Source organism: Streptomyces sp. NPDC001100, from assembly GCF_053598575.1.
The window spans coordinates 212388-237551 of sequence record NZ_JBSFKO010000008.1 but is presented as its reverse complement, the minus strand read 5'-3'; the positions used below and the strand labels follow the sequence as shown (position 1 = coordinate 237551).

General features: G+C 71.9%; 26 protein-coding genes and 2 pseudogenes. 13 read left to right on the top strand and 15 right to left on the bottom strand.

The annotated features are described in order from the left end of the window. The gene (gene rpmG / locus ACWDEW_RS14540) at window positions 1-165 is read right to left on the bottom strand and encodes a 50S ribosomal protein L33 (protein ID WP_019070241.1); all 165 of its coding nucleotides are present in this window, start codon (window positions 163-165) and stop codon (window positions 1-3) included. Between the two features lie 74 nt (window positions 166-239). Here rpmG and rpmB point away from each other — a divergent pair, with 74 nt between their 5' ends. The 4 genes from rpmB (at window position 240) to ACWDEW_RS14520 (ending at window position 1963) form a co-directional block, all read left to right on the top strand. Continuing rightward, on the top strand, window positions 240-476 hold the full coding sequence (gene rpmB, locus ACWDEW_RS14535) for a 50S ribosomal protein L28 (RefSeq protein WP_019070242.1): 237 nt from the start codon (window positions 240-242) through the stop codon (window positions 474-476). Continuing rightward, window positions 476-781, top strand: a complete 306-nt coding sequence (rpsN, locus tag ACWDEW_RS14530) for a 30S ribosomal protein S14 (protein WP_401944888.1) — start codon at window positions 476-478, stop codon at window positions 779-781. Before rpmB ends, rpsN begins: the two co-directional genes overlap by 1 nt. A gap of 74 nt (window positions 782-855) precedes the next feature. Then, a complete protein-coding gene (locus tag ACWDEW_RS14525; protein WP_450512795.1) occupies window positions 856-1386 on the top strand; it encodes a hypothetical protein in 531 nt (176 codons plus the stop codon). A gap of 52 nt (window positions 1387-1438) precedes the next feature. Continuing rightward, complete coding sequence (locus ACWDEW_RS14520) at window positions 1439-1963, top strand: DUF4232 domain-containing protein (RefSeq protein ID WP_450512793.1); 525 nt, start codon at window positions 1439-1441, stop codon at window positions 1961-1963. Between the two features lie 6 nt (window positions 1964-1969). Here ACWDEW_RS14520 and ACWDEW_RS14515 read toward each other — a convergent pair whose 3' ends face one another. Then, window positions 1970-3085, bottom strand: coding sequence for a DUF2786 domain-containing protein (locus ACWDEW_RS14515; RefSeq protein WP_450512791.1), 1116 nt, complete (start codon window positions 3083-3085; stop codon window positions 1970-1972). A gap of 235 nt (window positions 3086-3320) precedes the next feature. On the opposite strand from ACWDEW_RS14515, the gene ACWDEW_RS14510 reads away from it, so the two are divergent. Continuing rightward, a complete protein-coding gene (locus ACWDEW_RS14510) occupies window positions 3321-3836 on the top strand; it encodes a GNAT family N-acetyltransferase (protein WP_450512789.1) in 516 nt (171 codons plus the stop codon). A gap of 69 nt (window positions 3837-3905) precedes the next feature. Continuing rightward, window positions 3906-4622, top strand: coding sequence for a Clp protease N-terminal domain-containing protein (locus ACWDEW_RS14505; RefSeq protein ID WP_450512787.1), 717 nt, complete (start codon window positions 3906-3908; stop codon window positions 4620-4622). An 18-nt stretch (window positions 4623-4640) separates the two neighbouring features. On the opposite strand, the pseudogene ACWDEW_RS14500 reads toward ACWDEW_RS14505, so the two are convergent. Continuing rightward, a pseudogene (locus tag ACWDEW_RS14500) lies at window positions 4641-5179 on the bottom strand (Uma2 family endonuclease). Window positions 5180-5443: 264 nt separating this feature from the next. Here ACWDEW_RS14500 and ACWDEW_RS14495 point away from each other — a divergent pair. Next, the gene (locus ACWDEW_RS14495) at window positions 5444-7135 is read left to right on the top strand and encodes a bifunctional 3'-5' exonuclease/DNA polymerase (protein ID WP_450512785.1); all 1692 of its coding nucleotides are present in this window, start codon (window positions 5444-5446) and stop codon (window positions 7133-7135) included. 18 nt (window positions 7136-7153) lie between these two features. Here ACWDEW_RS14495 and ACWDEW_RS14490 read toward each other — a convergent pair whose 3' ends face one another. The 4 genes from ACWDEW_RS14490 to ACWDEW_RS14475 all read right to left on the bottom strand — a co-directional run bounded on the left by ACWDEW_RS14490 (window position 7154) and on the right by ACWDEW_RS14475 (window position 13020). Next, window positions 7154-10531 (bottom strand): BTAD domain-containing putative transcriptional regulator, encoded by a 3378-nt coding sequence (locus ACWDEW_RS14490; protein WP_450512783.1) that lies wholly within the window; start codon window positions 10529-10531, stop codon window positions 7154-7156. 461 nt (window positions 10532-10992) lie between these two features. Beyond that, entirely contained in the window at window positions 10993-11886 is an 894-nt protein-coding gene (locus ACWDEW_RS14485; protein ID WP_450512781.1) for a glycosyltransferase family 2 protein, read from the bottom strand. Window positions 11887-11992: 106 nt separating this feature from the next. After that, window positions 11993-12439, bottom strand: a complete 447-nt coding sequence (locus tag ACWDEW_RS14480) for a DUF3052 domain-containing protein (protein ID WP_450512779.1) — start codon at window positions 12437-12439, stop codon at window positions 11993-11995. Between the two features lie 119 nt (window positions 12440-12558). After that, window positions 12559-13020, bottom strand: coding sequence for a DUF5707 domain-containing protein (locus ACWDEW_RS14475; protein WP_450512777.1), 462 nt, complete (start codon window positions 13018-13020; stop codon window positions 12559-12561). A gap of 209 nt (window positions 13021-13229) precedes the next feature. Here ACWDEW_RS14475 and ACWDEW_RS14470 point away from each other — a divergent pair, with 209 nt between their 5' ends. The 5 genes from ACWDEW_RS14470 (at window position 13230) to ACWDEW_RS14450 (ending at window position 17897) form a co-directional block, all read left to right on the top strand. After that, window positions 13230-15590, top strand: a complete 2361-nt coding sequence (locus tag ACWDEW_RS14470; protein ID WP_450512776.1) for a histidine kinase — start codon at window positions 13230-13232, stop codon at window positions 15588-15590. After that, window positions 15587-16321: a response regulator gene (locus ACWDEW_RS14465; protein ID WP_450512774.1), complete on the top strand. Its 735-nt coding sequence runs from the start codon at window positions 15587-15589 to the stop codon at window positions 16319-16321. The genes ACWDEW_RS14470 and ACWDEW_RS14465 overlap by 4 nt, the downstream gene beginning before the upstream one ends. Before the next feature lie 34 nt (window positions 16322-16355). Next, the gene (locus ACWDEW_RS14460; protein ID WP_450512772.1) at window positions 16356-16688 is read left to right on the top strand and encodes an SCO4225 family membrane protein; all 333 of its coding nucleotides are present in this window, start codon (window positions 16356-16358) and stop codon (window positions 16686-16688) included. A gap of 491 nt (window positions 16689-17179) precedes the next feature. Next, a complete protein-coding gene (locus tag ACWDEW_RS14455) occupies window positions 17180-17638 on the top strand; it encodes a hypothetical protein (RefSeq protein WP_450512771.1) in 459 nt (152 codons plus the stop codon). Window positions 17639-17645: 7 nt separating this feature from the next. Then, the gene (locus tag ACWDEW_RS14450; protein WP_450512769.1) at window positions 17646-17897 is read left to right on the top strand and encodes a hypothetical protein; all 252 of its coding nucleotides are present in this window, start codon (window positions 17646-17648) and stop codon (window positions 17895-17897) included. Between the two features lie 28 nt (window positions 17898-17925). Here the strand turns inward: ACWDEW_RS14450 and ACWDEW_RS14445 are convergent, their stop codons facing one another. The 8 genes from ACWDEW_RS14445 to ACWDEW_RS14410 all read right to left on the bottom strand — a co-directional run bounded on the left by ACWDEW_RS14445 (window position 17926) and on the right by ACWDEW_RS14410 (window position 24382). Next, window positions 17926-18765, bottom strand: coding sequence for a S8 family peptidase (locus ACWDEW_RS14445; protein ID WP_450512767.1), 840 nt, complete (start codon window positions 18763-18765; stop codon window positions 17926-17928). 134 nt (window positions 18766-18899) lie between these two features. Next, entirely contained in the window at window positions 18900-19091 is a 192-nt protein-coding gene (locus ACWDEW_RS14440; RefSeq protein WP_450512766.1) for an aroma-sacti cluster domain-containing protein, read from the bottom strand. A 90-nt stretch (window positions 19092-19181) separates the two neighbouring features. Next, window positions 19182-19370 (bottom strand): aroma-sacti cluster domain-containing protein, encoded by a 189-nt coding sequence (locus ACWDEW_RS14435; protein WP_450512764.1) that lies wholly within the window; start codon window positions 19368-19370, stop codon window positions 19182-19184. A 116-nt stretch (window positions 19371-19486) separates the two neighbouring features. Continuing rightward, window positions 19487-20851, bottom strand: coding sequence for an MFS transporter (locus tag ACWDEW_RS14430; protein WP_450512762.1), 1365 nt, complete (start codon window positions 20849-20851; stop codon window positions 19487-19489). A 72-nt stretch (window positions 20852-20923) separates the two neighbouring features. Beyond that, window positions 20924-21685 (bottom strand): iron-containing redox enzyme family protein, encoded by a 762-nt coding sequence (locus ACWDEW_RS14425; protein WP_450512760.1) that lies wholly within the window; start codon window positions 21683-21685, stop codon window positions 20924-20926. Beyond that, complete coding sequence (locus ACWDEW_RS14420) at window positions 21682-22875, bottom strand: radical SAM protein (RefSeq protein ID WP_450512758.1); 1194 nt, start codon at window positions 22873-22875, stop codon at window positions 21682-21684. The genes ACWDEW_RS14425 and ACWDEW_RS14420 overlap by 4 nt, the downstream gene beginning before the upstream one ends. Then, a complete protein-coding gene (locus ACWDEW_RS14415; protein ID WP_450512917.1) occupies window positions 22863-23948 on the bottom strand; it encodes a radical SAM protein in 1086 nt (361 codons plus the stop codon). The genes ACWDEW_RS14420 and ACWDEW_RS14415 overlap by 13 nt, the downstream gene beginning before the upstream one ends. Window positions 23949-24175: 227 nt before the next feature. Then, window positions 24176-24382: a hypothetical protein gene (locus ACWDEW_RS14410; protein WP_450512756.1), complete on the bottom strand. Its 207-nt coding sequence runs from the start codon at window positions 24380-24382 to the stop codon at window positions 24176-24178. A gap of 109 nt (window positions 24383-24491) precedes the next feature. Between ACWDEW_RS14410 and ACWDEW_RS14405 the strand changes: the two are divergent. Next, window positions 24492-25110: pseudogene (locus ACWDEW_RS14405) on the top strand (hypothetical protein); the annotation flags it as partial. Between the last annotated feature and the right edge of the window lie 54 nt (window positions 25111-25164).

Genomic DNA, 25164 nt, shown 5'->3' with positions numbered 1-25164 from the left:
TCAGCGCTCCTCTCGGAAGTCGACGTGGCGGCGGGCGACCGGGTCGTACTTGCGCAGGGTCAGGCGGTCGGGGTCGTTGCGGCGGTTCTTGCGGGTCACGTAGGTGTAGCCGGTGCCGGCGGTGGACCGGAGCTTGATGACCGGGCGGAGTTCGTTGCGAGCCATGCTGATACCTTACTGAAAATGAATTCCATTAACAGCACCGGCTACGGCCCCGATCGAGGAGAGGTACGTCACCCGTGTCCGCCCACTGCATGCTGACCGGCGCACAGCCCGGCTTCGGCAACCGCATCTCCCACTCCCACCGGCGCACCCCGCGCCGCTTCGACCCGAACATCCAGTCCAAGCGCTACTGGCTGCCCGGCGAGGGCCGTTACGTACGGCTGCGACTGAGCACCAAGGGGATCAGGACCGTCGACGCGATCGGCGTCGAGGCGGCCGTGGCCCGGATCCGTGCCCGCGGGGTGCGGATCTGATGGCCAAGAAGAGCAAGATCGCGAAGAACGAGCAGCGGCAGCGGGTCGTCGCGCGGTACGCGGCGCGGCGGGCCGAGCTGAAGGAGATCATCCGGCGGCCCGGCTCGACCGAGGCCGAACGGGCCGCCGCCCAGCGGGAGTTGCGGAGCCAGCCGCGCGATGCCAGCGCCACCCGGGTCCGCAACCGCGACCAGGTAGACGGGCGGCCCCGCGGGTACTTCCGCGCGTTCGGGCTGTCCCGGGTGAACCTGCGCGGGCAGGCTCACAGCGGATACCTACCCGGCGTCCGCAAATCCTCCTGGTAGTCACTGGTAGCTTGCTGCGGTCGTCCGGCCAAGGCCGACCGGACGGCCGTCCGGCTACAGCTTGGGAGCTACCAGTGACTACGGCGATTTCGACGGTGTCGACGGTACGGATCGCGGCAGCCGCCGCCGGTCTGGCGGGCGCACTCGTCCTGACCGCGTGCAGCGGCGGCGACTCCAAGGACGACTCCTCGTCCACGCCGAGCGCGTCCGCGACCTCGGCCCCGACCGCGACCTCAAGCGTGACCTCGGACTCCGGGGGCTCCACCGGCAGCAGCCCGTCGGCCGCCTCCGACGACCTGCAGGGCAGCTGGCTGGCCACGACCGACGGCAAGGCCGTGGCGCTGGTGGTCACCGGCAAGCAGGCCGCCCTGTTCACGACCGGCGGGAGCATCTGCAGCGGGACCGCCGGTGAGGAGGCGGGCATGCAGATGATCCACCTCACGTGCACGGACAAGAGCACGACCCGGGCGACCGGAATGGTCGGCTCCGTCAGCAAGTCGGGTCTCTCGGTCACCTGGTCGGGCAGTCTCGGCAAGGAGACGTACACCAAGGCCGAGGGCGGAAAGCTCCCGTCCGGACTGCCCACAACGGGCCTCGGGTCGTAGCGCGGTCCCGATCGTGTCGGCGGACCGGCGCCGGGTGCGGGATGATCCCCTCATGCGCACCATTCCCCTCGCCGTCACCGCCGTCGCGTCGGCCCTGCTCCTGACCGCCTGCGGCGGCAGCGGCTCGTCCTCTTCCTCCTCCGACGGCAAGAACGGCTCGGCCTGCTCCTTCGACGGAGTCGCCGTCCAGGTCGGTCCCGCCAGCACCGCACCGTCCGCCGGCGACACGGGCGAGGTGCCCGTCTCGCTCACCAACCAGAGCAAGCCGTGCACCCTGGACGGCTTCGCCGGCGCCTCCCTGGAGGGCGGCGGCACCAAGGTCGCCCTCGCCACCCAACAGGGCGCCAAGGCACAGAAGTTGAAGCTCGCCAAGGGTGACGCGGCGTCCTTCACCATCACCTACGTCCGCGGCAAGGCGGGCGACAAGCTGAGCCTGGCCGCCACGAAGCTGGTCATCACACTGCCCGGCAGCAGCGACACCATGAGCTACAAGTGGTCGTACGGCCCCGTCCAGGGCAAGTCCTCCGTGAGCGACTCGGACGCCTCGGTCGGCGCCTTCACCCAGGCCGGCGACTGACGTCCGTCACGTGAGCGGCGGCCGGGCCCTGACCTGCGCCCGGTCGGCCGCCTCGGCGCCCTCCGTCCAGCCCGCCTCGTCGCTGACCCCGCGCAGGCGGGTCGTGGTCGTCTCCGGGAACATCTCGTCGAGCCGACCGGTGACGGCGACCTCGCGGGTGGCGAGCACCGGCAGCAGATCGTCGGTCACCTGCGTCCCGGCGGCCTCGGTCAGCCGGGTCCCGATGCGGTGGGCGTAGGCCGCGAGAAAGGACTGCCGGAAGGTCTTGGTGCGCCGCCGCCCGCCCGCGCGCTGGGCCGCCTCCGCCCTCGTCATCGCGGTCGTGGCCTGCACCAGCAGCGAGGTGTACAGCAGCTCGACCACCTCCAGGTCCCCCTCGAACCCGACGACGGTCGAGAAACCGAAGGCCTCGTTCCACACCGCCCGGCAGTGGTTCGCCCCGGCGACCGCGTCCAGCAGCACCGCCTTGGCCTGCTCGTACGGCGCCTCGACCCCGATCCGGCAGGCGCCGGGCTCGTCCTTCGCCGGCGCCTGCGCGTCCAGCAGCGCCTCGTCGATGCTGTGCCGCGCCATCAGCTCCTGCGCCTTGGCGCTCAGCGCCTCCGCCTCCTCCGGGAACCCGGTCGCCTCCGCCTTCGCGAGCAGCGCGCGGATCCGGGTGAGCATGCGGGAGGCGGGCCGCCCGCCGTCGCGCCGCCGCCTCGGCTCGTCCAGCGGTTCCAGACCCGGCAGCCGCAGCAGCAGCCGGTACAGCTCCAGCACGGTGGTGGCGTGCGTGAAGCGGTCGGTGCGGGCGGGCTTCGCGGTGGCGGCCAGTTCGTCCAGCTGCGCGGACCAACGCGGCCCGCGCGCCCGGTCGTCGGGCGCCTGCGCGCGAATCAGCTCCGACAGCAGCCGTACGTGTACGTCCTCCAACTCCCGCCGAACCAGCCGTACGACATCCGCGGGCTGCCACCCGCGCCGCCAGGCTGCCGCCACGAACTCCCGCCCCCGCCGGTCGAGTTCGGCGTCGGCCGCGGGGTCGGCGGCGAGCATCGAGGCGCCCGTGTCGAGGGCGTCGTGGGTGTCGGAGTAGAGGGCGGCCTCGAAGGCGCGCTCGACGGTGCCGGTCGTGCTGCTCACCCGTCGATCGTGTCATGGGGTGGAGGGGAGGGGGGATCCCAAAAAAGTGTGCCGCTTTTCGCTGAAGTGTCACGCTTTTTCGGGGTGGGTAGGGGTGTGCGCCAATCTCGACGGGCGGCTCGACAGGCGGGACGAAGAAGCCCGCTCATCCACACCCTGTGGACAACCAACTCCTGGTGGAATCAAGGGCGTTGGAGTGCTGACAACACAGTGCCTACTACACCAGGGAGGCCCCATGCAGTTGCGCAACGTCACGGCGGACGACGTCGACGCCTACATCCAGATGCGGTGCGACCCGGTCATGATGGCCGATCTCGGCGGCCCCCTGCCGCGTGAACTCCAGCCCGGCAAAGCGCGTCGGGACGCCGCCGAGGCGGCGGCCGACATCTGCTGGATCAAGATGATCATCCCTGACCCGGACACTCCCGCCGTGGTGGCCGGGTCGGTGACCATCTGGTCCCACGACGCCCACGAAGGGCCCGTATCGGAGATCGGCTGGATGGTCCTGCCGCAGTTCCAGGGGCGCGGTCTGGGCAAACTCGCGGCCCGAACCCTCCTCGAACAGGCTCGGGGCGAAGACCGCTGGGGCGTGGTCCACGCGTTTCCGGCGACGGGCAACGCGGCCTCGAACGGCATCTGCCGGTCGCTCGGCTTCCGCTTCGTCGGCGAGCGGAACGTCACGTTCGCGGACCGGGTCCTGCGGAGCAACCACTGGGCCGTCGATCCCCGTACCGACCTGAAGCCGGCCTGACGGCCGCCACCACGACCGAGTGTCAACCTGGGGTTGACGGCCGCATGCTGTCAACCTACGGTTGACAGCATGACGACCAATCCGAACGTCACCTCATCCGTACGTCTCGACGACCTCATCGCGGCCATCAAGAAGGTCCACCCCGCCCCGCTCGACCAACTCCAGGACGCGGTGATCGCCGCCGACCACCTGGGCGACGTGGCCGACCATCTCATCGGCCACTTCGTGGACCAGGCCCGGCGATCGGGTGCCTCCTGGACGGAGATCGGCAAGAGCATGGGGGTCACCCGGCAGGCCGCGCAGAAGCGCTTCGTCGCCAAGGAGTCCGCGGACCTCGACCTGAGCCAGGGGTTCAGCCGGTACACCGTACGGGCCCGCAACGTCGTGATGGCCGCCCACAACGAGGCCATCGCCGCCCGCAACCCCGAGGGCCGTCCCGAACACCTCGTCCTCGGTCTGCTCGCCGAACCGGACGCCCTCGCGGGCAAGGCGATCACCGCGCAGGGGGTTGCCCTGGACGCCGTACGCCAGGCGGCGACCGCGGCGCTGCCGCCGGCCGCCGAGGAGGTCCCGGACCTCGTCCCCTACGGCCCCGACGCCAAGAAGGTCCTGGAACTCACCTTCCGCGAGGCCCTGCGCCTGGGCCACAACTACATCGGCACCGAACACATCCTGCTCGCCCTGCTGGAGCAGGAGAACGGCGAGGGCGTGCTCAACGGCCTGGGCATCGACAAGCCCACGAGCGAACGGCACATCACCGAGATGCTGCACCGGCTCCAGGGCTGACGGGCCGACGAGCCGACCTCAGAACTGGCTGGTGTCGAGGTCGAACCCGAGCGGCTCCGGCAGCGCCACGGTCTTGGAGATCTCGATCTCGGCGGCACGCGTGTAGCAGTCCTCGGAGGGCTCGCTGTAGACGATGACCGTCCCGGCCTCGCGGTCGATCAGCAGGTAGCAGGGGATGCCCGCGCGGGCGTAGCCGCGAAGTTTGGGCCCGCGGTCGTTGTCCACTGTGGACTCGGAGGTCACCTCGCCTACGAGAACGACCGGCGCGGGGTCGTGATAGCGCTGGTCGTCGGCGAAACTCCCCTTCGGGGCGATCACCAGGTCGGGGATGACCTTGCCGGTGTCGGAGCTCCCGGGACGTGCAGACCGAGGCCGGTGCAGCGACCGTATTCCCTTCGATGGTCCCGGACCTGGCCAGTGACCTCGGACACGATCTCTTCATGCTCCCCATCGGCCGGAGGCACCACGTGGATCTTCCCTTCGACCAACTCCACACGCCAGCCCTCCGGGGCGGCGGCGTCGAACGCATCGAAGGCGGCCTCGACGGACGCGTCCACGCGCGTCCCCTCCGTCGGACTCGGATGAGGACTCGGTCGGCGTTCCGGGGCGGTCAGTGCCACGGCGGACCTCCTTCGTACGGAGCGACCTTGTCAGCGTGGGCGAGAGGGCCGCCCGCGATCTCGTGATGCCTCACTCGCACGAGTGTGCGCGTGACGTTTCTTCGCTCGGAGCCGCTCGGAGACGTCTCGGAGACACCCGGCCCGCGAGCCGGTTCGCGCAGGTCGGGGCCGTTGTCAGACTCGCGTGCCACACTCGCGAACATGACCGATCGCTGGGCTCTCGCCCCGGCCGAGGGTGGTGGTGTCGAGGTCGCCGCCCTCGGTCCCGGCGGGCTGCCCGGGTCGGGCGGTGTGCGGTGGGAGCCGGATCTGGTCGAGGCCGTGCGCGGGCGGCCGGAGGTCGGCCGGTGGGTGTGGCGGTCCACCGCCGAGGTGTATCCGGCGCTGCTCGCCGCGGGGGTGCGGGTGGAGCGGTGCTACGACGTGGAGGACGCCGAGACCCTGCTGCTCGGGTACGAGGGACGGCACGGGGAGCCGCGGTCGGCCGCCGCCGCGCTGGCGCGGTTGCGCGGCGGACCCGTACCGCCGGATCCGCCGCAGCGGGCCGCCGAACCCGGCTCCCAGTCCTCGCTCTTCGAGCCGCAGAGCGTCCGTCTCCCCCTCGCCGACCTCCTCGCCGTGTACGCCGAGCAGCAGCGACGGCACGACACCACCGAGCACCCCGACCGGATGCGGCTGCTCACCGCGTCGGAGTCGGCGGGGATGCTGGTCGCCGCCGAGATGAACCGGGCGGGGCTGCCGTGGAGCGCCGACGTGCACCGCGAGCTGCTGCACGAGTTGCTGGGCGAGCGGTATGCGGGCGGGGGTGAGCCGCGGCGGCTGGCCGAGCTGGCGGACGAGGTGTCCGCCGCGTTCGGGAGACGGGTGCGGCCGGACCTGCCCGCGGACGTCGTCAAGGCCTTCGCGCAGGCCGGGATCAGGGTCAGGTCGACCCGGCGCTGGGAGATCCAGTCCCTCGACCATCCGGCGGTGAAGCCGCTGCTGGAGTACAAGAAGCTGTACCGCATCTGGGTCGCGCACGGGTGGTCCTGGTTGCAGGACTGGGTGCGGGACGGGCGGTTCAGGCCCGAGTTCCTGGCCGGCGGGACCGTCACCGGGCGCTGGGTCACCAACGGCGGGGGCGGGCTGCAGATCCCCAAGGTCATCCGGCGCGCGGTGGTCGCCGACCCGGGCTGGCGGCTCGTCGTCGCCGACGCCGACCAGATGGAGCCCCGGGTGCTCGCCGCGATCTCCCGCGACCCCGGGCTGATGGAGGTGGCCGGCCGCCCCACCGACCTCTACCAGTCCGTGTCCGACCGCGCCTTCTCCGGAGACCGCGACCAGGCCAAGATCGCGGTGCTCGGCGCGGTCTACGGCCAGACCTCCGGCGACGGCCTCAAGAACCTCGCCGCGCTGCGCCGCCGGTTCCCCAAGGCGGTGGCGTACGTCGACGACGCCGCGCGGGCCGGTGAGGAGGGGCGGCTGGTGCGGACCTGGCTGGGGCGGACCTGCCCGCCGGTGGCCGGTGGCGAGGACGCGGCGGAGGAGGCGGGGATTCCGCAGGACGACCCCGTCACCGCGCCCACCGACCAGGGCTGGGTGCCGGGCTACGCCTCCACCAACTCCCGTGCCCGGGGCCGCTTCGCCCGCAACTTCGTCGTCCAGGGCAGCGCGGCCGACTGGGCCCTGCTGATGCTCGCCGCGCTCCGCCGGTCCTGCGCGGAGCTCGCGGCCGAGCTGGTCTTCTTCCAGCACGACGAGGTGATCGTGCACTGTCCGAAGGAGGAGGCCGAGACCGTGGCCGCCGCGATACAGGAGGCGGCCGACCTCGCCGGCCGGCTGACGTTCGGCGAGACACCCGTCCGCTTCCCGTTCACCGTCGCGGTCGTCGAGTGCTACGCCGACGCGAAATAGGGGCGGGGGCCCCGGCCGTCAACGCGCGTCACCCTGCGACAACAGCTCACCCAGCTCCTCCACGACGGCCTTCTCGTCCGTCCCGTCGAGCGCGGCGAGGGCGGTGCGCCACTGCGCGTACGCCTCCTCCGCCCGCCCCTGTTCCCGTAGCAGCAGGCCGAGTTGGTGGCGGGCGAGGCCGCCCATGTAGCGGTCGGCGCGGGCGTCGGCGCGGCGCAGGAGTTCTCCGCACTCGGCGCCGGCACGCTCCGTCCGGCCGAGCAGGCGCAGCGCGCGGACCAGTCCCAGCCGGGTCTGCGACTCGCCGTGCCAGTCGCCGAGGTCACCGAGGATGCGCAGGCTCTCCTCGAAGTGCGGTAGGGCGGCGGCCGGTTCGCCGAGGGCGAGGTGGGCGTAGCCGATGTTGCAGTGCGCGGAGTGCTGCACGATCACCGCGCCGATCCCGACGCCGATGGCCAGCGAACGCCGGTGCTGCTCGATGGCGGCGCGCGGGTCGGTGTGCTCGTACAGGTTGCCGAGATGGCTGTAGGTCACGGCCTCGCCGTACGGGTCGTCCAACTGCCGTGAATACGCGAGGCTCTGGCGCAGCGCGACCCCGGACTCGGCGTGCCGGCCCAGCCCTTCGAGGAGGAGACCGCGGTTGTTGAGGCAGCGGCGGATCCAGGAGGTCGCGTCGAGCCGCCACCAGATCGCCAGTGCCTGGTCGTTGAGGCCCAGCGCTTCGCTCTGCCGGCCGGTCAGAAAGTGCAGCCCGGCGAGATCGCCCAGCGCGTACGCCTCCGCCGCCGCGTCCCCGAGCCGCCGCGCCGCGCCCAGGGCGGCCCGCCCGAGCACCTCCATTTCGGCGACCCGGCCGCCGCGCAGCACATACGGGAAGAGCAGCCGCACGAGGGTCGAGACCTGGGCGGTTCTGCGGTGGTCGGGGCTGTCGCCGTACCGGTTGACGAGCGCCACCACGTTCTCCAACTCCAAGTCCCCCCAGGCGAACGCCTCCTGGGAGTCACGGAAGGCAGCGACAGCCGCCACCTCCGCCGCATGCCCGGGCAGCTGGGCGGCGGTCGGCCGACACCGGTCGTCCTGATCGAGCCCCGGTTCGACGATCGCGGTGAGCGTGCGCTCGGCAACGGCGGCGTACCAGGCGAGGGCGACATCGACGAGGTCACCGGGCCGCTCGGCCCCCACGGTGTCGCCGCGCGAACCAACCGCTACGACACCGCTGCCCGGCCCGCCCACCGCAACGTCAGCACGCGCCCCGGCCAGCCTGCCATCACCGTACGGCTCGACTCCCGCAACGCCACCGGCCTGCCCGGCTACGGGAATATCGCCACGCGATCCGGCCCCCGCCACCCCACCCGACGGCCTGGCCGCCGCGATATCTCCGCGCGGCCCGAGCGCGGCGACATCGCCGCGCGAATCGGCCGCCGCGACGTCACCCCGCAGCTCACCCGCCGCAACGTCAGCACGCGACCCGGCCCCCGGGACGCCACCGTCGGGCCCGGCCGTCGCGGTGTCGCCGCGCGGCCCCGCCGCAGCCAGTTCGCGGGCGAAGTCCCTGACCAGGTCGTGGGGGGTGTAGCGGCCGTATGCCGTTTCCTCCAGGAGGGCCACGTCGACCAGGCGGTCGAGGGCGGCCTCGGTGCGGCGTTCGGTGGTGGCGGCGAGGCGGGCGAGCAGGGGGGCGCCGTAGGCCGGGAGGTCGAGGGCGCCGATGTGGCTCAGGGCGAGGGCCGCGTCGCGGTCGGTCTCGCGGTCGGAGGCGGCGAGCGCGTCGTGGGCCACCGCCAGGGAACGGCGGACGCTGAGGTCGTCGTACTCCAGGTGGTGCAACCGGCTTTCCGTGGCGGCCAGTTGACCGGCGAGGACGCCCGGGGTGAGCGCGCGGCGCGCGGCCAGACGGGCCGCGACCACACGCAGGGCGAGCGGGAGGCGGCCGGTGAGTTCGACGAGCGGGTGGGCCGCGTCGAGACCGTCCCGGCCGGACACCGCGCGCAGCAGTGCCGCACTGTCCTCGCCGGACAGCGGCGCGAGCGGGAAGCGGCGGGCGCCGTCGAGGGCGGTGAGCGGCGAACGGCTGGTGACGAGCACCGCGCAGCCGGTGCCGCCCGGCAGCAGCGGCCGTACCTGGGCGGCGTTCCCTGCGTCGTCCAGCACCATGAGCGTGCGGGTGGGGGCCAGCAGGGAACGGAGCAACGCGGCTGCCGCGTCCGGGTGTTCGGGGATGTGCCGGGGTTCGGCGCCGAGGTCGCGGAGCAGTGCGTGGAGGGCCTGGCCGGCGGTGAGGGGGGCCATGCCCGGGGTGGCGCCGTGCAGGTTCACGTACAACTGCCCGTCGGGAAAGTGTTCCCGCAGCTCATGGGCGGTGTGCAGGGCGAGGGCGCTCTTGCCCACGCCGGCCATGCCGCTGATCACGACCAGGGGGTGCGAACCGGGCTCCCCGGAGGGGCGCGCGAGGGTGTCGCGCAGGGCGTCGAGGGTGTCGGCGCGGCCGGTGAAGTGGGCCAGCGGGGGCGGGAGTTGGGCGGGGTGGGGCGGCGGGGGCGAGTGGGCGGCGGGCGAACCGGCCGCGGCGGGTACGCCCGCCGGCCGGTCCGCGCCGACGCCCGCACCGGCCTCGACCGGACCCTGGTCCCCTTCCCGGAGCGCCGCTGCCCGCAGCACCTCCACGTGCGCCTCCCGCACCCCCGCCCCCGGCTCGATGCCGAGCTCCTCGATCAGGCGGTTGCGCAGGTCGCGGTGGACGGCGAGGGCCTCGGGCTGGCGGCCGGTGCGGTGGAGGGCGAGCATCAGCTGGCGGTGATAGCCCTCGCGGAGCGGATGGTCGGCGACCAGTGCGGCCAACTCCGGTACCAGCGCGCCGAGTCGGGGACCGCCGAGGGCGAGCTCGGCGTCGTAGCGCCATTCGAGGGCGAGCAGGCGGGCCTCGGTGAGGCGTTGGGCGAAGGCGTAGCCGCCGAGTTCGGCGGGCAGGCCGCTGAGCGGGGTGCCGCGCCACAGTGCGAGGGCCGCCGTGCAGGCGCGGACGGTCCGGGGCCAGTCCCGGCCGGCGTGTGCGGCGCGGGCCGCGGTGACCTGGGATTCGAAGACGTGGACGTCCAACTCGCCTTCGTCGACGCGGAGTTGGTAGCCCGGCGGGATCGCGCGCAGCCGTTCGGGGTCGTCGAGGAGGCGGCGCAGCCGGGTCACGTGGTTGTGCAGGGAGGCGTGCGCGGAGGCCGGCGGCGAGCCGCCCCACAGGGCGTCCTTGAGCGCGTCGACGGAGACGACCCGGCCCGGTTCGAGGAGCAGCGCGGCGAGCAGGACGCGCACCTTGGTGCCGCCGATGGGCCGCACCAGTTCGCCGTCGGGGCCGTAGAGGACAGTCGTGCCCAGCAGTCCGAACCGCAGCCCGCACCGCATCACACCGACCCGTCGCCCTTCCGCACGGCCCCGTCGGCCGTGCTCCGCGGCGGAGTTCTCCGCCGTCCCTGGCGGATTTCCGCCCTGTGTCCGGCGGTTTCCCGCCAGCCTGTCCCGGCCGTCGAGGGCCGGGATCCGCTACCGTACCCGCCCTCTCCCGTTGCCGCGCGGCGACTTCAGGCCATCCGTCCCCGGAGCATCGGGCGCACCGTTGGCCACATGTTAGCGATTCGTTGGCGCGACCTGATGTGATCACTTCATCGGATCTGGCCCGACGGTGCGCGCGTACGACGCGCAACTCGGGGGAGTGTCGCCGTCGTGGCCGGGTCCGGGGACGCGAGAGGACCCCGGCCGTCGGAGGTGAACGGCCGGGGCCCTCGTCCCTTACGTCCGAGGTACTCCCTCGTCCCTTACGTCCGAGGTACTCCCTCGTCCCTTACGTCCGAGGTACTACGGGTCGGTCAGATGACCGGCGGGCGGCCCAGCCGCGTCAGCCGCCACACCGTCCGCCAGCGCATGGCCCGCCGCTCCCCCGCCGGTTCGCGCACCCCCTCCACGAACCCGCCGAACCACGCCCGCAGTCCGCCGACCGACCGCGTCCGCACGAGGGTGAGCAGCGTCCACACGCCCAGGTGCACCGGGATCAGCGCGAGCGGCAGCCGGCGCCGGACCAGCCAGACCCGGTTGCGAGCGGTGACGCGGTGGTAGATGGCGTGCCGGGCGGGCGAGGTCTTGGGGTGCTGGAGGAGGAGTTCGGGAACGTAGCGGATGTGCCAGCCGGCGTCGGCGGCCCGCCAGGCGAGGTCGGTCTCCTCGTGCGCGAAGAAGAACTCGGCCGGCCAGTCCCCCGTCTCGGCGAGCATCGCCATGCTGAGCGCGTGGCCGCCGCCGAGGAACCCGGTGACGTATCCGCCCCGCATCGGGTCCCCCGCGCCGACCCGCGGCACATGCCGCCGCTGGGTCTCGCCGTGCTCGTCGGCGATCCGGAACCCGACGATGCCGAGGCGCGGTTCGGCCGCGTACAGGTCGCGCACCCGGCGCAGCACGTCCGCGTCGACGAGCAGTCCGTCGTCGTCGAGTTCCACTACGACGTCCACGTCCCCGAACTCGCGCAGCCGGGCCAGGCCGACGTTGCGGCCGCCGGGGCAGCCGAGGTTCTCGTCGACGTCGATGGTGGTGACCTCGCCGGGCAGGGAGAGCCGGTCGGCGAACTCCGGGAGCCGGCAGCCGTTTCCGACGATCACGATGCGGGCCGGCGGAAGGTCCTGCTTGGCCACGGATTCGAGAAGCGCGTCCACCTCGGCGGGCCGGTTCCCCATGGTCACCACGGCGACGGCGATCCTCGGCTCCACCACGTCCCTCACTCCATCCGGCCATCCGGCGATGCCCGCGCCCTGACCGCGCAACACTCGCCGTTCACCAAGATGTTGCCCTACATCGGCGGGTGGCTACGACTCAAGTTCATTTTGCGGGACCTTTGTTGTGGCTTTGCCGGTTTTCCCTCCGCCGCACGAACTTCAGCCCCGACCAGTCCTCCCCCAGCGCGGCCACCTTCACATCCACCACCCCGAGCGGGAGGAAGAGGTCACGGAGGCCGTTCTCGGTGATGTCGCTGACGTGCCCCGCGGCCCTGCGCGGCCAGGCGATCCACAGCATGGCGGTGTCGTCGAGACCGAGGACGAGTTCCATCCCCTCCGCGTCCAGTTCCTTCCACTCCCGGTAGAAGGCGACGGTGACGTCCGCGCCGCGCGTCCCGCCGTCGGAGACCTCGCAGTCGTCGGGCAGCCCGGGCATGTCCCACTCGGCGGGCGCGTGCCGCAGCCGGACCTGATGCCCCGCCTTGACGCCGATCTTCTTGGCGAGCGGAGTGGCGGAGTAACCTCCGGCCGCCGTAGGTGAGTTGCTCATGCCTTGATCTCCGTTCGCACCATGACACCGGCTGTTTCGGCTACGCCAAGGGCGCCCCGCCTCGACCGAGGCGGAGCGCCGTACCTGTATACGTGAGCGTCGGCCCGTACGGGTGGGTGTCAGCCCGCGACCTCGAAGGTGGCGGCCTCGGACACGAACGCCGTGCCGCCGTCCTTGGCCGTGGCCAGCGTCGAGACGTTCCAGGTGCCCTTGGCCGTCTCGTCCACCTCCTTCTTGGTGACCTTGATGGTGTAGGTGCAGCGCGAGGTGTCGGCCGAAGTGCTCTTGCACGTGGCGGAGTCGACGTACCGGAGGTCCGCCTTGGTCGGGTTCAGCTTCGAACTCGCGGGCCACGCGATGACCTTGAGGCCGCGGATGCCCGAGTCGTCGGTGACGTCCACGGTGTAGGTGAAGGAGCCGGCGGCGGTCGCGGTCGGGGCCGTGTAGTGGGCGGAGCCGTTCGTGAGGGCCGGCTCGGTGGGCGTGGAGGCGGCCGACGCGGCGAGACCGGCGGCGACGACTCCGCCGACCGCCGCGACACCGACGAGCGAGGAGATGAGAGCGCGCTTGGACATGGACATGGGAGATCCCCCTGGGTGTGGTGCGGGTGGTGTGGGAGGCGGTGGTCGACCGCTTCCCTCGATGTGATCGAGCCTAGGAGCGGGGCGGGGCGCGGTCCTCCGGCTGGAGGACGGTCGCCGCCTTGAACCAGAGATAGAGAAGCGTGCGGCCGTAATCCCCCTTCAGCCTGAGCCGGTCCCCTCACCTGCGCCCATAGCCTTTGAGTGCCATGAAACGAACCGACGACCGGCTGCTCCCGGTCCTGCTGATCTGCGCCCAGGCCCTGGTGTGGCCAGGGGCTCCGCTACTGCGCGGCACCGTGCCGACCGCGGCCGACCTGCTCGTGGCCGCCCTGGTCGCCGGACCGGTGACGGCCGCGCTCGCGCTGCGCCGCAGCCGTCCGGTGACCACCCTGATCGTGGTCGCGGCGGCCTGCGCGGTGGGCGCGGGACCGCTGCCCACCGGGGCGATGGCGCTCTTCGGCACCGTGGGCGTGGCACTCGCCCTGTTCTCGGTGGCGGCCGAGCGCGACACCTTCACCACGGTCCTGTGCGTGGTCGCGCTCGTCCTCTGGCAGCTGCTGCAGAACATCAACCTGAACGGCCTCAGCGACAACAACGGCCTCGACCTGGTCCTGACCGCCCTCCTCTACACCACCGCGTGCGGCGCGGGCATGTTCGTACGGCGCACCCGTCACGCCCGCCAGACGGCCGAACTCCTCCTGAACCGCGCCGAGACCGAACGCCACCGGCTCCCGGCGGCCGAACGCCGCCGTATGGAACGGGAGTTGCACGACGTCAGCGCCCACCACCTCACCGCCGTGGTCGTCACCGCCGGCGCCGCGCTCGGCCTGCGCGAACGCCGCCCCGAACTCACCGCCGAGGCACTGGAGTTCGCGACCGAGACCGGCCGTGAGGTCACCCGCGCACTCGGCGCGGTACGCGCCCCGGCCCCCTCGCGCGAGGAACTCCCCTCCCCCGAGGAGCGGTTGCGGGCCCTGATCGCCGGCTTCCGCCGCCTCGACCAGCCGGTGGACGCCGAGATCGACCCCCTTCCGGACGGCGCCGTCGCGGACGCGGCCTACGGCGTCGTGCGCGAGGCCCTGACCAACGTGGCCCGCCACGCGCCGGGCGCGCGCACCACGGTGCTCTGCCGCTACGGCGACACCCGCACCGACGTCGTGATCACCAGCGCGGCCCCACCGGCCGGCACCCCGGCCCACGGCGCGGGCCTCGGCGGCGGCCGCGGCCAGGGCTTCCTCCGCTCCCGGGCCCGCGAGGCGGGCGGCACCCTGACCACCGGCCCCACGGCGGAGGGCGGCTGGGAGGTACGGGCGACCCTGCCCGGCCGTACGGCCGGGCCGGTCGAGGAGTCGCTCCCGCCGAGCTACCGCGTGGCCCAGGTGGTCGCCGCGTTGGGCCTGTGCCTTCAGCCTCTCCTGCCGATCCTGATCATCCGGGCGGAGTCGGCGCCGACCGGTGATCATGTCTCGGCGGGTGTGCTGTTCGCCCTGCTGGCGGCGGCCCAGGCGGTGGCCCTGCTGTGGCTGCGCAGGGCGCGAGTCCTCGCGCAAGGTGCTTTGCTGGGCTTGGCGTTGCTGTGGCCGGTGGCGATGGACGTGGGCAACTACACGGGCCCGGTACTGCTGCCACCAACACTGAGCATGCTGGCAACGTGCGCCGCGCTGGCGGCTCTTAAGGGGCGCGGGGCCGTATCGATCAGCGGCTCCGCCGCGGGGCGCGACCAGCCCCCACCGACGCGCACATACCGAATACCTCAAGTCCCCTTCTTTTTCTTTCCCGTTGCAGCAACAGCCGCACAGGCAACAGCGTTGACGATCGCAGTGCTGCACCGCGGCACAACCATTCCTGGCTGGGCGCTGGTTCTGGCTGCAACTGCCGGTTCCGCCTTGGTAGTTGGTGCGGCCTACTACATGGGATCCCTGCTCGGCAGACGCAACAAGGCAGCCCAGGACACGCAGACCCAGCGCCTCGCCACCTGGACGGAGGAAGCCGTACGGGACGCCTGGGCGGAGCGCCGCCGAATCGCCGCCGGCCTCGAATCCACCGTGCTGGCCCGCACCGCCGACATGATCGCGGAGGCACAGGCGGGCCGGCTCGACGCGACGGCGACCCGCGCCCGCGAGGCACTCACCGCGATGCGCGCCCTCCTGGACGCGGTCCGCGACGGCGACACGGCCGCCGAACTGACCCCGCAGCCCACCCTCCAGGCCCTCGACCTGCTCGCCCACCAGTGCCGGGCCACCGGCCGCGACGTGGAGATACGCCTCACCGACCGCGTCCCGGAACGCCTCCCCACCGAGGTAGACCTCGCCGCCTACCACGTCGCCGAGACCCTCCTCGCGACCGGCGACGCCGAACCCGCCGTACTCGAACTCGACGCGGTCGACGGTACGTTGACGATCACGGCCACCGGTGTGCCACGCGCCGCGGACTCCGCCGTACGGGACCGGTTGGCGGCGCGGATCGCGCCGCTCGGCGGCACCCTGACGACCGGCCGGCCGCGGGGCACGGTCCACCTCCGGCTGCCGTTCACCGCGGTGCCGGACGACGAGGAGAGACAACGATGAGCCTCAGGGTGCTGGTCGTCGACGACCAGGGCATCGTCCGGGCGGGCTTCGCCGCGGTGATCGACGCCGAGGAGGACATGACGGTCGTAGGAGAGGCCGCGGACGGCGCGACGGCGGTGGTGCTCGCCGCCGAACTGGCCCCGGACGTGGTCGTGATGGACGTACGGATGCCCGAACTCGACGGTATCGCCGCGACCCGGATCATCACCGGAAAGGAGAACGCGCCCCGTGTCCTCGTCCTGACCACCTTCGACCTGGACGCGTACGTCTTCGACGCCCTGCGCGCGGGGGCCTCCGGCTTCCTCCTCAAGGACGTCCACGCGTCCGAACTCCTGGACGGCATCAGGGTGGTGGCGAGCGGCGAGAGCGTGCTCGCGCCGTCGGCGACCCGTCGTCTGATCGGCCACTACGCGTCGGGAGCGGCCACAGGATTCCACGCCAACTCGGCTTCTGGCTCCTCCGGTTGCTCTGGTTCCTCTGGTTCCTCTGGTTCCGGTCCGCGTGAACTCGAAAGTCTCACCGACAGCCAGCGCAACGTCCTCGGGCTGCTCGCCTCCGGCCTCAACAACGCGGAGATCGCCGGGGAGTTGGGCATCACGGTCGGCACGGTCAAGTCCCATGTGAACGCCCTGCTGCGCAAACTCGGCCTGCGCGACCGCGTCCAGGCCACGATCCTCGCCTACGACCTCGGCATCACCCGCCCGAACCCGCCGGGCGCGGACCACCTCTGACGTACGTCCCTTCTTCTCCCCAGGAGCCCCACCCATGACCAATACCGATGCTCAAGCCGCCCGTTCCCCTCTGCACCGACTGGGCCGGAACCTCCGCAACCCCTTCGCCCTCGCCTACCTCGTGCTCTGCGCGGCGCTGCTCGTCTGGGCGATCGCCGTCAACATCCCCGACGACTCGGACGGGTCCATGGCCGCCGTCATCCCCCTCCTGGCCACCGCCCCGGCCAGCCTCGTCCTCCTCGCACTGCCGGGCGGCGCCGCGGTGCTGATCATCGCGGTCGTCCTCGGAGCACTGGTCAACGCGTCGATCATCGGCTGGTGCGCCCGTGCACTCACCCGGGGCAACCGCCCGGACGCGACGCGTTGACCGCTTAGAGGTCAGCTCCGCGTAGTCCCCAGGGCCATCCAGTCCCATCGGCCGGTGGAAGAAGAACTCGACGGCGTCGTCCGGGTATGCGGCACGCAGCAGCGGAAGCAATGTCTCCGGGTGGTACTCGGCACCCTTCCCACTGAGCACCACGACCACGTACCCCACGTCCACCCGCCACACCCGCACATGCGCGTAGCCGTTCCACTCACCAGCGGGCCGCCAGGGCTCCTCGTCATGGACCGACTCCGGACAGAGGCCCTCAACTGCAATACCGCACCCCGTTTCCGGCCACAGCGCTCATCGGAACAACCATGCTCAGCACGGCCCGCACGGGACCCTCCGCGAGGATGAACGCTTCTTCCGGTCAGCCGGTCGTTCGCTGATCACACACGGCGGTGAATCAGCCCGTAATCCTGTAACTGACCACTACAGGTCGCGGTTGTCCCAGGTACTCATCAGGAGATCACCAGAAAGGGACTGCCTTGGTCATGCAGTACGTCACACGCCTCACCACGGCCCTGGCGGCCGCGGGAGCTCTCGTCCTTGCCGTGCCGACCGGTGCTCAAGCCGGCGCGATCGGTTCGACTCCCGTGCGTACCTTCGAGTACAGCGTGGGCGGCATGACGATGAAAATTCCGACGGGCTGTTTGTTCACGCACATCATCCGAGGCAGCGGCCGGAAGATCAGCTACCAGAACGCCGGCGTCGACTGCGCCTTCGTCGGAGCGCTGAGCAGCGGTTTCTGCAACTGGCGCATCGACTTCACCTATGCCGACACCGAAAACCGGACGTACCACACATCCCGCGGCACGACACATACCGAGTGCAGGATCGACCCGATGCGGAACAACTCTGCCCAGACGCTGCCTCGTTACGGAAAGGCGTGCGCCCGCCTCTACGTCGGCGGAACGCGTCGCGTGAGCCAGTGTCACAACATCACGAAGTGAGTTGTTCATGATCGAGCAGAACAAGGACCAGGGTTCGGACCAGGCATGGAGAACACGGCGCCGCCGAGCGGGTATCACCGCATTCTTCTCGGGCCTCGTCGCCGCGCTCGCGTTCTTCGCCTTCTTTCCCGGTCTGCCGCACGTCATCGACTGGGGGGCGATCCTCGTGTCCCTCGCCGTGGGCGGACTCGCCCAATGGTGCTGCCAATCCTGGATCACCAGAGCGGCAAAGGCGAAGTCCAAGGCCGAGCAGATGTGACCGGCGGCCCGGCGTACTCCTGCCCCTCTCACTCGACAACCACGTTCGCCGCCATCAGGTGCAGCAGGCTCTTGACCTGAAACGGGGTCAGTCCCGGGTGGCGGGACAGGAGCAGCGCGCAGACTCCGGCCAGGTGGGCCGCCGCGAAGCTGTTGCCGGCGCATACCCGGGTGCCGCCGCCCGTCCAGGGGGCGAGGACGTTCGTGCCGCGGGCGAAGAACTCGACCGGGGGTCTGGGGTTGTAGAGGATGCGGCGCGGGTCGGGCAGGTCGTGGCTGCCGACCGAGAGCACCGAGGAGAAACGCCACGGGAAGCTCTCGATCCGGCGGTTGCTGGCGGCGGCCACCAGCACGGTGCCGCCGAAGTACGCCCGGTCCGCGAGGTCGTGGAGTGCGTCCCGCAGATCTGTCTTCGTCGTGGACAGGCTGACGTTCACGATGTCGAAGCCCTGCTCGACCGCCCAGCCCAGCCCGGTGAGCAGCGTTTCTCCCGTGCAGGAGGACTCCGCGCCCAGCACCCGCAGGCTCGTCAGCTCGCACTCGGGAGCCAGTGACCGGATGACGCCGGCGCAGGCGGTGCCGTGGCCGTGCGCGTCGCCGGAGTCGTCCTCCGTCACGCCAGGACGCCCATCCGGGCCGACGTCCACCGCGTGGGCGGCGGACACTTCGCCCACCAGGGGATGGTCCGGCTGGACCCCGCTGTCCAGGACGCAGACCCGCACCCCCGCACCGGTGGCCGCGCCGAGGTCCCACGGGGCCGGTACCGACCGGGGCCAGGCCGTACGAAGGGTGTCGTCCGCCTCGGTGAGGTCGGTGGCCCGCCAGGACAGTTCGCCGGTCCGGGGGCGTCGGTACTGCGAGGTGGTCATGGCGTGCGCGCCTCCTGCCGCCGTCCACCGGGAACCGTCCGGGCGGCACAACGGCGTGTGACACCGGCCGCACCGTCCTGTGGACGGCACGGCCGGCGGTGAATACGGTCACCCCGGCTCGGCCGGGGCGTCGGCTACCAGACGAGAACGCCCGTGACCACGTCCTCCGTGTGAGCGGTGACCTCACCCTCCAGACGCTCCTTGACGGAGTTCAGGACGGCGACCTCCGCCTCGGACAGGGTGGCGATCACGCCGAGCTGCGCCTCGGTCGCGTGCCCGAGGTCGTGGCCCTTCTCCGACAGCGCCTGTACTGCGTTGAACGACATAGCTGTGTACCTCCTGGTCGGAACTGAATTTCCGGGCCGCGTCGGATGACACGGCCAGGTCGGGAACGGAAGCCCCCGGGTCGGCCCGGGCTACCAGACGATGACCCCGGTGGGCTCCTCGACGTGGGCGGTGACCTCGCCCTCCAGCCGGTCCTTGAGGGAGTTCAGGACGGCGACCTCCGCCTCGGACAGCGTCGCGATCGCGCTGAGCTGCGCCTCGGTCGCGTGCCCGAGGTCGTGGCCCTTCGCCTTGAGTGCCTGAACGGCGTTGAACGACATGTCACTTGCCTCCTCGATGGAATCGGTGAATCGGTGGATCGGTGAATTGATGGACCTGTGGACCTGTGGATCCGTGGATCCGTGTTCCAGGGCCGTACCGGGTGGCACGGTCCCGCTCATGAGGGGGAGCTCTCGGGCGCGGGCGCGGGTGCGGGCGCGGCCGTGGATGGGGCGGTGACCCTCGCCGGGGAAGTCCGCTCCTCCCCCGTACCGCCGTCGCCCTCCACCCCCCGCCACAGACACACCCCGCCCAGCACCGCCAGCCCCCCGCCCGCCCCGGTCAGCACCCAGCCGATGCCGATCCACGTCGCCAGCGCGGCGCCGGCCACCGGTGCGGCGAGTTGCAGGGCCGTGGGGACGACCATGGCGACCGTGCTGACCCGCCCGATCAGCTCCGGCGGGGTCTCCCGCTGGACGAGGTAGCCGAAGACCACGAGGATCCCGGCCGAACAGAGCCCGATCCCCACGGTGACGGGCAGCCAGGACACCGCCGCGACGCGGACACCCACCGTCGCGGCCACCCCGACCAGCGCCACGAGGACGCCGGTCGCCGCCTGCGAGGCTCCCAGGATCGTGAAGGGGCCGCGCTGCTGCCCGAGGTGGGCGACGGCCACGCTGCCCACCGCCGCGCCGACCGCCACCGACGCGACCGCGGCACCGTAGAGCGATCGTGGTAGCCCCAACTCCGGTAGCAGCAGCGGGGAGAGCGTGTCGAACAGCAGGACGAGGAAGAGCGTGGCGGAGAGGCAGGCGATGGCCATCCGCAGCGGCCCGCTGCGGCGGACGTAGGAGAGTCCCTCGCGCAACTCCCGGCGGAATCCGGTGTTCCATACGGCCCGTGCGCCACCCGTCCGCCGGCCTACGGCCCCTGCGCCGGCCGCCGTCCCCTTTTGTGCCGCGGGTTGTGCCCGCAGCCGCGTGAGGATCAGCGCCGAGAGGACGAAGGTCGCCGCGTCGACGACAAAGGCGCCGTGCGCGCCGGCCAGGGTCAGGACCAGGCCGCCCAGTGCCGGACCGGCGATCTTGGTCGCCTGGTTGGCGAACGTGTTGAGCGAGGTGGCCGCGAGCAGCGACCGCTCCGGGACCGCGGCCCTGATCGCCGACTGCTGGGCCGGCATGAACAGGGTGCCTACGGCCGTCTTGACCGCCAACAGCCCGAGCAGCACCGGCAGTCCGGGTGCCGTCAGGAAGCACAGCACCAGGGCGGCACGTGTCAGGTCGCTCCCGATCATCACCGCCTTCGGCGGCAGCCGGTCCGCCCAGACCCCGGCAACCGGGGCCACCACCAGCCACGGCACGGCGGCCGCGACCGCCACGGCGGCCAGGCCGCCGGCGCCCGCCCGCCACTGGTAGGCGACGAGCGAGACCAGGGCGACGTAGTCGATCCAGTCCCCGCAGCCGGACAGCACCTGTCCGCAGAAGAGCAGCCGGTACTGCCGGTGCGTCAGCGCGGCGAAGACACCCGTGCGCTGCCTGACCATCCCCCCACCTCCCCACTCCCCGACTTCTCGACTCAACTACTCGACTACTCGACTACTCGACTACTCGGCGGCTCAGGCCGGTTGTGGCACGGGGCCCGGGGCGGTCGCGAGGATCTCCTCGAAGAGCACCGAGGTCGCGCGCAGCGTGTGCAGCGCGCTCACGCCCAGGGCCGTTTGGTGTTCGGGGCCGAGCGGCAACCGGTCGATGGCCCGCATCAGTTCGTCCCGGTGCCGGATGTCCAGCGCGGCGTGCCGACGGAGAGTCCGGAACCCGTCGGCGGGATAGCCGGTGCGCCGCTGGAGCAGATCGGCGAAGTCGGGCGAGGGCGGATAGCCCTCCAGGACGGCGATGTGGCCGAGCAGACAGACCGGGTGGTAGTGGCGGATCCAGTAGTACTGGGCGCCCACCAGGTCGGCCGCGCCCGCGGTGGGCATCGTCCGCAGGGGTTCGTCCGGGTCGCGGCCGATCGCGGCGAGGTCCTGGCGCAGCCACTCGTCGTGTCCGCGTTCCTCCCGGATGTGCCGGGCGAGGTACTCGGCGGTGCCCGCGGCGACCGGGTCACCGGCCTCCGCAAGGGCGCGCGCCCGCTCCAGCGCGGTCTCCATCAGCGGGACGGTGGCGCGGATCGCGCTGTGCAGGGCGCAGAGGTAGCGCGGGTACAGCTCCCCCAGCGCCGGTGAGTCCCAGACCCGCGCGGACAGCCTGAACAGCCGGGGCATCAGCAACTCGATCTTCGCCCGGAGCAGCGCGCTGTGGGTGGGCGCGGGCTCGGGCGCGAGTGTCGGCGCCGTGGTCGTCGTAGCTACGTGGTCCGTTTCACGGCCGCTGCTCATGCCGGTGTCCCCTTTGCCAGCAGGGGGATCGCGCGGATCAGCGGGTCGTCCTCGTCCGGGCGGACCCGGCGGGCCATCGCCCAGCACAGTCCGCAGATGTCGGAGAAGCCGCGGTCGGCGAGATCCCGGAACTTGGGATGGAGGGTGAGCGGGCCGGCCCCAGCGTCGGCCAACGCCCGGTAGAACGGGTGCTGTTGGAAGTCGTCCACGGCGGTGCCGACCTCGTCCCCGGAGTGGCACTGCCTCCGTAGCAGCGCGGGTCCGGCACCCATCACGACGGACTCGTTGCAGCAGACGCTGACGCGTCCGTCGTAGCGGACGACCGGGGAGATGACGGAGTCGCAGGCGCCGAAGGCCCGGCCGGGGTGGCGGGTGCCCGGCTGGAAGAGCTGTGCGCCGCGGCCGTGCGAGAGCCCGGGTGTGGGGACCACCTCGGCGTGGTGCGGCCAGGAGTCGCCGAAGGCCAGGGCGAGGAGCTGCCTGGCCCGGTCGGGGCCGCCGTCCTTGTCCACCACCTGTACCACGATGGGAAGTTGGTGGTCGCCGATGGCGCGGGCCGCGTTGACGAAGCGTTCCGGGCCGGTGCCCGCCTCGTGGTAGGCGTCGGTGCTGAGGTAGACGCAGACGCAGCGGTCGAGGACCTCGTGGATCCAGCGGGGCGGGTCGGGTGCCGCCGCCCAGATGCCGCTCGTGTAGACGACGACGTCCTTGCCCGCGGCGGCGATCCGCCGGGTCGCGAAGGTGAGTCCCCTGCGTTCCACGAAGGGCTCCCCGCCGGAGATGCCGATCATGGTGCGGTCGGGGTCCGCGCAGAGCCGTTCGACGATCGCCTCGAACAGGGCGAAGTCCGTGATCCGGGGGCTGTCGGCCCGCGAGTCCACCGAACAGTGCGCGCAACCGACCGGGCACCGGTCCGTGATGAACAGCAGGGCACTGGCGCCCGGGGTCACGCGGATACGGCTGATCTCGTCGTGGCTCAGGCGGCGGCTGTCGGTGGGTTGTCCGGCGCCGACCGCCGGGGCGCCGACGGCGGCCGGATGACTGACGGCGTCGACCGTCGGACCGCCGCCGTCAACCGCCAAGCCACCATCGTCGACGGCCGGGCCGCCGCCGTCGGTCATCCGGCCGCCGCCGTCGGTCATCGGGCCGCCGCCATCAGTCATCCGGCCCTCGTGGGTCATCCGGCGCATGCCAGGTCCTCCTTCGGCGTGTGGCCGAGGGCGACGAGGTCCGTGTAGCCCGGGACGCCGAAGCTGCGGGCGAACGACAACGGCCCGGCGTCGACCAGCGTGCGGGTCACCATCTGCTCTACGGCGACGGTGGACGGCCTGCCGACCAACTCGCGTACCTCGGGCCTGATGTCGGGGGCCTTGGAAAGCGTGTAGCAGGTGTCGCAGTAGCCCGCGCTGCCGCAGCCGCCGCCGAGGCCGTCCGCCAGATAGCGGGGGCCGAAAGTCCGTACGGCCCGCATCATCGGTGACTCCAGGGTCCGTCGCTTGATGGTGGCCCAGTCGTCGCGTGCGATGTGCCCGAGGTAGAGGTGGGCGGGCAGCGGCACCTTGCCGTCCATCACGTCCTGGTTGCCGCAGCCGGTCACCTGCCCGTTGAAGCCGACCACCGGCCAGCTCGCCAGCGCGCACGGTTCCGCCGTCACCGGCTGAGCCGTGCCGGGGTGCCGGGCGAACCACTCCCTGGCGCGGCCGACGGACGCCAACGGCACGACGAGCATGGGCACTTGGTCGTCGAACTCGCGCCGGACGGCACCGGTGATGTCGGCCAGGTAGGGGTCGTCCGGTCCGAGGCCGGTGAGCTGCAGACTGACGTCCTTGCCGTCGTCGATCAGCTCGTGCAGCACCCGGAAGACGGCCTCGCGCGGGACCTCCTCCTCGTGGAAGCAGTCGAGGCTGGCGGAGAAGTGGTCGACGGCGTCGATCGCCGCCCTGACCGACCGCGGTATGCGCGGCTTGCGGGCGAAGAACAGCCCGGACAGTACGTGGGTGTACGCGCCGGCCGCGCGGGCCCGTTCGGCGATGTCACGGACCAGCGCGGGACGCAGCAGCGCCTCGCCGCCCGACATCAGGACGAACTCGGGGTGGCTCTCGGCGGTGAACGTCTCGGCGAACCGCAGGAACATCCGCGCCGGGTGCTCCTCACTGTCCATCAGCGACTCCGTGGAACAGTGCCGGCAGTGCAGCGGACAACGCCGGGTGAGCCCGATGGACACGGCAGCACCGGGCACGGACCTGTACTTGAGGAACTCCATCAGGTGCACGTGGTTACCCCTTCCGAAGGGCGCGTCGCACGGTGTCCGACCGTCGGAGGAGAGCCTGGTGCGCCGCAAAGGGGTTGTCGCCCCCTGTTCCGCTCACCGGACCGGGCGGGTCCCGGCCGGAGCACCGTGCCGCACGTCCTTCACCGGCGCCGCCGCACGTCGGAATGCCCGCACGGAAATCGACGAACTCCCGCCCGGCCGCCCCGCGCTGCGGGCCTTCACCGTCTCCGACTCGCGTCGGTGGCCAACAACACCTGCGCCCCGCCGTCTTCGGAGCGGGCTTCGGGCTTCTCCGGTACGGCGGACCGGCCCTCGGCGGTGGCGTCCCAGGTCCGCGAGGCGAGATCTTCCGCATCTTCCGCCACCTCGGTCTCGCAGCGGACTCCGACTTCCGCGTTCGCCTCGGGAACGCACGTCTGGTTCATGGCCGCGCCCCAGCCGGTAGCAGCCAACTCCGCGTCCTCCCGGACCAGTTCGGGGCCCGCCGCCGCGGTGCCGTCGTCAGCGGTGACCGCCTGGGGCGGCCGAAGCCGTCTCGACAGCGGTCGCCTGCGGGCCGCGACCGAGCCCCGAGAGGTGCAACTCGCCGAGGCGTACTGCACCGAGGGCTGCTGCGGTGCGCTCTACGTGACCATCCGCAGGGAAGGCGACCAGGTGGTGTGGCGCGACTGGCGTCGCCCGCCGGCGCGACAACCCCGCGCGGAACTCCCCGAGTACCGCTTCGACGCCCCGAAGCGGCCTAACTGGAGCGGGAGTTGACGGCGATCCGCGGGGCGCTGGACAAGGGTCGGGGGCGGGGGACTACGACGCCGAGATCGAGCGCGCGGAGAACGACCTGTCCTGGTCCTGGCCGGCTCGGAACACCGCCCGCCCGACAGCCGCGGGGCTGCGCGAACAGCCCGATCTCGTCACCCGGTGGGACGGCCAGGTCGGCTGGATCGGCACCGACTTCCCCGACCAGGACTCGGCCATGAGCCCCTTCACGTACTGGCCGGGCCTTGCCGCCGGACAGCAGGACAAGGACGGCCCCCGGTTGCAGTTCGTCCGGCGTCTCCCCGACGACGGAACACCTCCCGAGCACCAGGCTTCTACGGCACTGCGACAACTCGCCGAGCCTTCGGGATTCGAACCCGAGACCCGTACCGCCCCGTGAGGCAGGACGCGACGATGCCCCGCCGACCGGCATGGTCGACGGGGCATCACCGGT

Bases quoted from the DNA above. Each gene is read 5' to 3' on its own strand.
- ACWDEW_RS14490 (WP_450512783.1), bottom strand. From the start codon at position 10,531: ATGCGGTGCGGGCTGCGGTTCGGACTGCTGGGCACGACTGTCCTCTAC.
- ACWDEW_RS14460 (WP_450512772.1), top strand. From the start codon at position 16,356: ATGACCAATACCGATGCTCAAGCCGCCCGTTCCCCTCTGCACCGACTG.
- ACWDEW_RS14440 (WP_450512766.1), bottom strand. From the start codon at position 19,091: ATGTCGTTCAACGCAGTACAGGCGCTGTCGGAGAAGGGCCACGACCTC.
- ACWDEW_RS14415 (WP_450512917.1), bottom strand. From the start codon at position 23,948: ATGGAGTTCCTCAAGTACAGGTCCGTGCCCGGTGCTGCCGTGTCCATC.
- ACWDEW_RS14505 (WP_450512787.1), top strand. From the start codon at position 3,906: ATGACGACCAATCCGAACGTCACCTCATCCGTACGTCTCGACGACCTC.
- ACWDEW_RS14455 (WP_450512771.1), top strand. From the start codon at position 17,180: ATGCAGTACGTCACACGCCTCACCACGGCCCTGGCGGCCGCGGGAGCT.
- ACWDEW_RS14510 (WP_450512789.1), top strand. From the start codon at position 3,321: ATGCAGTTGCGCAACGTCACGGCGGACGACGTCGACGCCTACATCCAG.
- rpsN (WP_401944888.1), top strand. From the start codon at position 476: ATGGCCAAGAAGAGCAAGATCGCGAAGAACGAGCAGCGGCAGCGGGTC.
- ACWDEW_RS14465 (WP_450512774.1), top strand. From the start codon at position 15,587: ATGAGCCTCAGGGTGCTGGTCGTCGACGACCAGGGCATCGTCCGGGCG.
- ACWDEW_RS14435 (WP_450512764.1), bottom strand. From the start codon at position 19,370: ATGTCGTTCAACGCCGTTCAGGCACTCAAGGCGAAGGGCCACGACCTC.
- ACWDEW_RS14450 (WP_450512769.1), top strand. From the start codon at position 17,646: ATGATCGAGCAGAACAAGGACCAGGGTTCGGACCAGGCATGGAGAACA.
- ACWDEW_RS14445 (WP_450512767.1), bottom strand. From the start codon at position 18,765: ATGACCACCTCGCAGTACCGACGCCCCCGGACCGGCGAACTGTCCTGG.
- ACWDEW_RS14410 (WP_450512756.1), bottom strand. From the start codon at position 24,382: ATGAACCAGACGTGCGTTCCCGAGGCGAACGCGGAAGTCGGAGTCCGC.
- ACWDEW_RS14495 (WP_450512785.1), top strand. From the start codon at position 5,444: ATGACCGATCGCTGGGCTCTCGCCCCGGCCGAGGGTGGTGGTGTCGAG.
- ACWDEW_RS14520 (WP_450512793.1), top strand. From the start codon at position 1,439: ATGCGCACCATTCCCCTCGCCGTCACCGCCGTCGCGTCGGCCCTGCTC.
- ACWDEW_RS14475 (WP_450512777.1), bottom strand. From the start codon at position 13,020: ATGTCCATGTCCAAGCGCGCTCTCATCTCCTCGCTCGTCGGTGTCGCG.
- ACWDEW_RS14430 (WP_450512762.1), bottom strand. From the start codon at position 20,851: ATGGTCAGGCAGCGCACGGGTGTCTTCGCCGCGCTGACGCACCGGCAG.
- ACWDEW_RS14470 (WP_450512776.1), top strand. From the start codon at position 13,230: ATGAAACGAACCGACGACCGGCTGCTCCCGGTCCTGCTGATCTGCGCC.
- rpmG (WP_019070241.1), bottom strand. From the start codon at position 165: ATGGCTCGCAACGAACTCCGCCCGGTCATCAAGCTCCGGTCCACCGCC.
- ACWDEW_RS14420 (WP_450512758.1), bottom strand. From the start codon at position 22,875: ATGCGCCGGATGACCCACGAGGGCCGGATGACTGATGGCGGCGGCCCG.
- ACWDEW_RS14425 (WP_450512760.1), bottom strand. From the start codon at position 21,685: ATGAGCAGCGGCCGTGAAACGGACCACGTAGCTACGACGACCACGGCG.
- ACWDEW_RS14480 (WP_450512779.1), bottom strand. From the start codon at position 12,439: ATGAGCAACTCACCTACGGCGGCCGGAGGTTACTCCGCCACTCCGCTC.